Here is a 3,495-nt window from a genome sequence, read left to right as displayed (position 1 = left end):
GGCCGGTCGAAAGATCCATCACCGTGTCCGCGCCCCAGCGGATTGCCCAGACCATCTTGTCGACCTCGTCGGCCATGGACGAGGTGACGGCGGAATTGCCGATATTGGCGTTGATCTTGACCAGAAAATTGCGTCCGATGATCATCGGCTCGCTTTCCGGGTGATTGATGTTGGCCGGGATGATGGCGCGACCCCGTGCCACCTCGTCGCGGACAAATTCCGGTGTGACACGATCGGGGATGAAGGCGCCGTGACTGTCGCCGTCGCGCTCCGCCCCGTGCCGCAACGCATCGCGGCCAAGGTTCTCCCGGATTGCGATGAACTCCATTTCCGGCGTGACAATCCCGGCGCGCGCATAGGCGAGCTGGGTGACCGGCGCGCTGCCGCTTGCCCGCAGCGGCATGTGGCGGACCGAAAATTCCGGCGTCAGCCTGTCGCCGGAGACAAAACCGTTGTCTTCCGGCTTCACATGCCGGCCCTGATAGGTCTCAACGTCCCGCCGTGCTTTAATCCACGCCTCGCGAATGCGCGGCAGGCCGGCGGCGATGTCGGTCTCCACTCCGTCCTCGGTATAGGGCCCTGAACTGTCATAGACACTCACCGGCGGTTCGCCTGCAGTCGGGTGCAGCGCGATCTCGCGCATGGGAACGCGGATGTTCGGATAAAGGGAGCCGGTGGTGTAGACCTTGCGCGAGGCGGGCAGGGGGCCTCGGGTGATGGTGGGTGCTTCTGCGTTCATTTGAATCTCCCGTTGTTGGGGATCCAAGTTTCAGCACGGCAATGGGATACGAAAGGACACTTTCGGCCATGAGCGGCCGGTAGCGGCTGTACCATCCCTACGCCAGCGTTAACTGGATCAGGTTCGACGGGTCGCCGCGCTGCGCTATCGCGCCATCGGCCTCTCAGCTCCTTGCCAGAGCTCCCCGGGTTCAAGACCCCTATTAAGAGGGCCGGTCCGCGATTCTGTCAAGGTGGGTTTCGTGACATTCGATTTTGTTGGCGACCGGCCGAAGCCGGTCGCCACGGGCGCGTCCTTATCAAAGGCGGTTTGAAATCGGGCCGCGCCCGCCCGGATTCAGGCCGCTTTGTTTGCCGGGCGTGACAACTGCTCTTCCAGGTGCATGACGAGGTCGCGCGGCAGCGCCAGCGCTTTGACGAGCGCCTGCAGATAGGAAAGATCGGCGGCGTTTTCGGTGTCCAGCACCATTCTCGAGACCAGATAGAGCTCGCTCGCCTGTTCCAGCCCCTTTGCATAACCGGCAATGGTTTCCACATCCGGCGGCTCGCTCAACGTGTCGAAGATCAGCATGTTCGACTGTGCGTCGAGTTGCGTTGTGGCGATCGCATCCTTGATTGTCTTGCGCTCGTCATCGTCGATATGCCCGTCGGCATTTGCGGCCGTGATGATGGCCTTGACGAGGGCGAACTGGAACGGCTTGCCGTCGGCTCCCATTGCCGTCTCCGGGTCGAACTGGGCAAGCGAAGGCTTGTCCGGCGAAAGCGGCTTCGGCGTCTCGGCCTGGGGTGACCGGGAGCGGTCCTGCCAGTTGCTGAACGCCCGGAAGGTGATCGCCGCCAGCGCCGCTCCGCCGCCGATCATCGCGGCGCCGCCGGCGTACTTCGCCGCCTTCTTCCGCATTTTCTTGTTGCCGACAAGCAGCCCGACCAGCCCGCCCGCCGCAAGCCCGCCTCCGAGCCCCGCGGGATTAAGCAGTTGCGCCGCCGGGCTGGCCGCCGCGCCGGACGTGTCGCCGGACTGGCCGCCCAGAAATTGTCCAAGAAGCTGATTGATGGTCATGACATAGGCTCTCCGGTTTCCTCGCATTTGGTTTGAAACCAAGAGGTGATGCCGGGCACCGCCTGTTTCCAATCGAAACTGGCGGGTCCTTCAATCGAAAGCTTCTATCGCATGCGGTCAGGCGATCGCGCCTGGGTTCGGTCAGCTCTTTTGAGCCTGCACCAGGTCCACGTCGCTGACGGTCACGAGAAGGCCATACTCATCCATCAGCGGCTCAAGGGCCTGAAGCAGATGGTCCGCCGTGGCTTCATCGAGGATGGTGGTGAATACAACCTTGCTTCCGGCACCGCCGGTGACCTGGTCGTCGAACCAGCGCCCGCGCGAACCTTTTCCGCCCTGAGTGCGCTGCACCGTGTAACCATCCGCCTCGACGTCTTCCGCCACTTCGCGCAAGCGCCGCAGGAGAGGCGTATCGACGAGAATCTCGATCTTTTTTCGTGGAGATATCGTTACCATTGTCAGACCATCAGTTTTGCGAGCTGGGTGTAAAGCGGAATGCCGATCATGATGTTAAACGGAAACGTCACGGCGAGCGACAGGGAAAGGTAGAGCCCGGCGTCCGCCTTCGGCAGGGCGAGCCGCATTGCCGCCGGGACAGCGATGTATGAGGCGCTGGCGGCGAGGATCGCGAGTGCCGTGGTCGTGCCCACATCGAGGCCGATCATTGCGCCGGCGATACAGCCGATTGTTCCATTGACGACCGGGAACACGATCGCCAGCAGGACGAGACGGGCCGTCAGGCTGCGCGCGTTGCTGATCCTGCGTGCCGCGATCAGTCCCATGTCGAGCAGGAAGAGACACAACAGCCCATTGAAGCCGGCCTCGAACACCGGCGCGATGGGCTCGAATCCGTCCTTGCCGATAATGAGCCCGATGATAAAGCTGCCGGTGAGCAGAACGACCGATCCGTTCAGCAGCGTTTCCCGCATAAGCTCCTGGCCGGATTGCATCTTCATCCCGTTCCCGCCGCGGGCGAGGAACAAGCCGACGATGATCGCCGGTGTTTCCATGAGCGCCAGCACCGCAATCATATAACCGGCGGGCGCCATGCCGTTGTCGGTCAGGATCTGATTGCCGGCGATGAAGGTGACCACGCTGACGGAACCATAATGCGCAGCCACGGCAGCCGAGTTGGTCGCGTCGAGGCGGCCGAACGTGCGAAGGACCGCGAAGGCTCCGACCGGAATGAGACAGCTGAGCACGAGGCCCGCCGTCGCGGCAAGCAGCAGGTCCGTGGTGAAGCCGCTGCCGGCGACGAGGATTCCGCCTTTCAATCCGATGGCGCACATAAGGTAAAGCGACAGCGCCTTGGACATCGACTCCGGAAACGCAAGGTCGGAGCGTGCGAAGGCGGCCAGAGCACCCAGAATGAAGAACAGTATGACAGGTGATAAGAGGCTTTCCATGTCAGGCTCCCTTGATCACGCCGCAGGCGCATCGTGCCGTGGGACTCGGGTCCGGGACAGCATCGTTTTTGCCCCGACGTGGGGTAAAGGCGTTTGTGATCATGGTTAGGCTCCGGGGAATTATCAGCGGCGCGACATTGACCATTTCATGCCTAAGAGCCAAATTGTTAATTACATAATTTTTGATAGATTTTTTCTATCATGTGGTTTTGCACTGGTGAACGGTGCCGATCCGCTCACAAATAAGGGCCGGGTGACGGCCTTGATCCGCTGCAATCCGGCATCTCAATC

General features: G+C 61.7%; 4 protein-coding genes and 1 riboswitch. All 4 genes read right to left on the bottom strand.

Translation table 11 applies throughout. From position 1 onward, the window contains the following. On the bottom strand, positions 1-739 hold a 739-nt coding region (locus AC5E6N_RS23720), incomplete at its 3' end, for a phosphomethylpyrimidine synthase ThiC (RefSeq protein ID WP_491750120.1). A 76-nt stretch (positions 740-815) separates the two neighbouring features. Continuing rightward, positions 816-936, bottom strand: a riboswitch (TPP riboswitch). A gap of 139 nt (positions 937-1,075) precedes the next feature. Beyond that, on the bottom strand, positions 1,076-1,798 hold the full coding sequence (locus AC5E6N_RS23715) for a tellurite resistance TerB family protein (protein WP_491750119.1): 723 nt from the start codon (positions 1,796-1,798) through the stop codon (positions 1,076-1,078). A 141-nt stretch (positions 1,799-1,939) separates the two neighbouring features. Further along, a complete protein-coding gene (locus tag AC5E6N_RS23710) occupies positions 1,940-2,254 on the bottom strand; it encodes a P-II family nitrogen regulator (protein WP_491750118.1) in 315 nt (104 codons plus the stop codon). Positions 2,255-2,256: 2 nt separating this feature from the next. After that, the gene (locus AC5E6N_RS23705) at positions 2,257-3,204 is read right to left on the bottom strand and encodes a sodium-dependent bicarbonate transport family permease (RefSeq protein WP_491750117.1); all 948 of its coding nucleotides are present in this window, start codon (positions 3,202-3,204) and stop codon (positions 2,257-2,259) included. Positions 3,205-3,495: the final 291 nt, after the last annotated feature.

The organism is Hoeflea sp., assembly GCF_984452065.1.
Note: the sequence above shows the minus strand (reverse complement) of the source record. Positions and strands in the feature narration are given on the sequence as shown.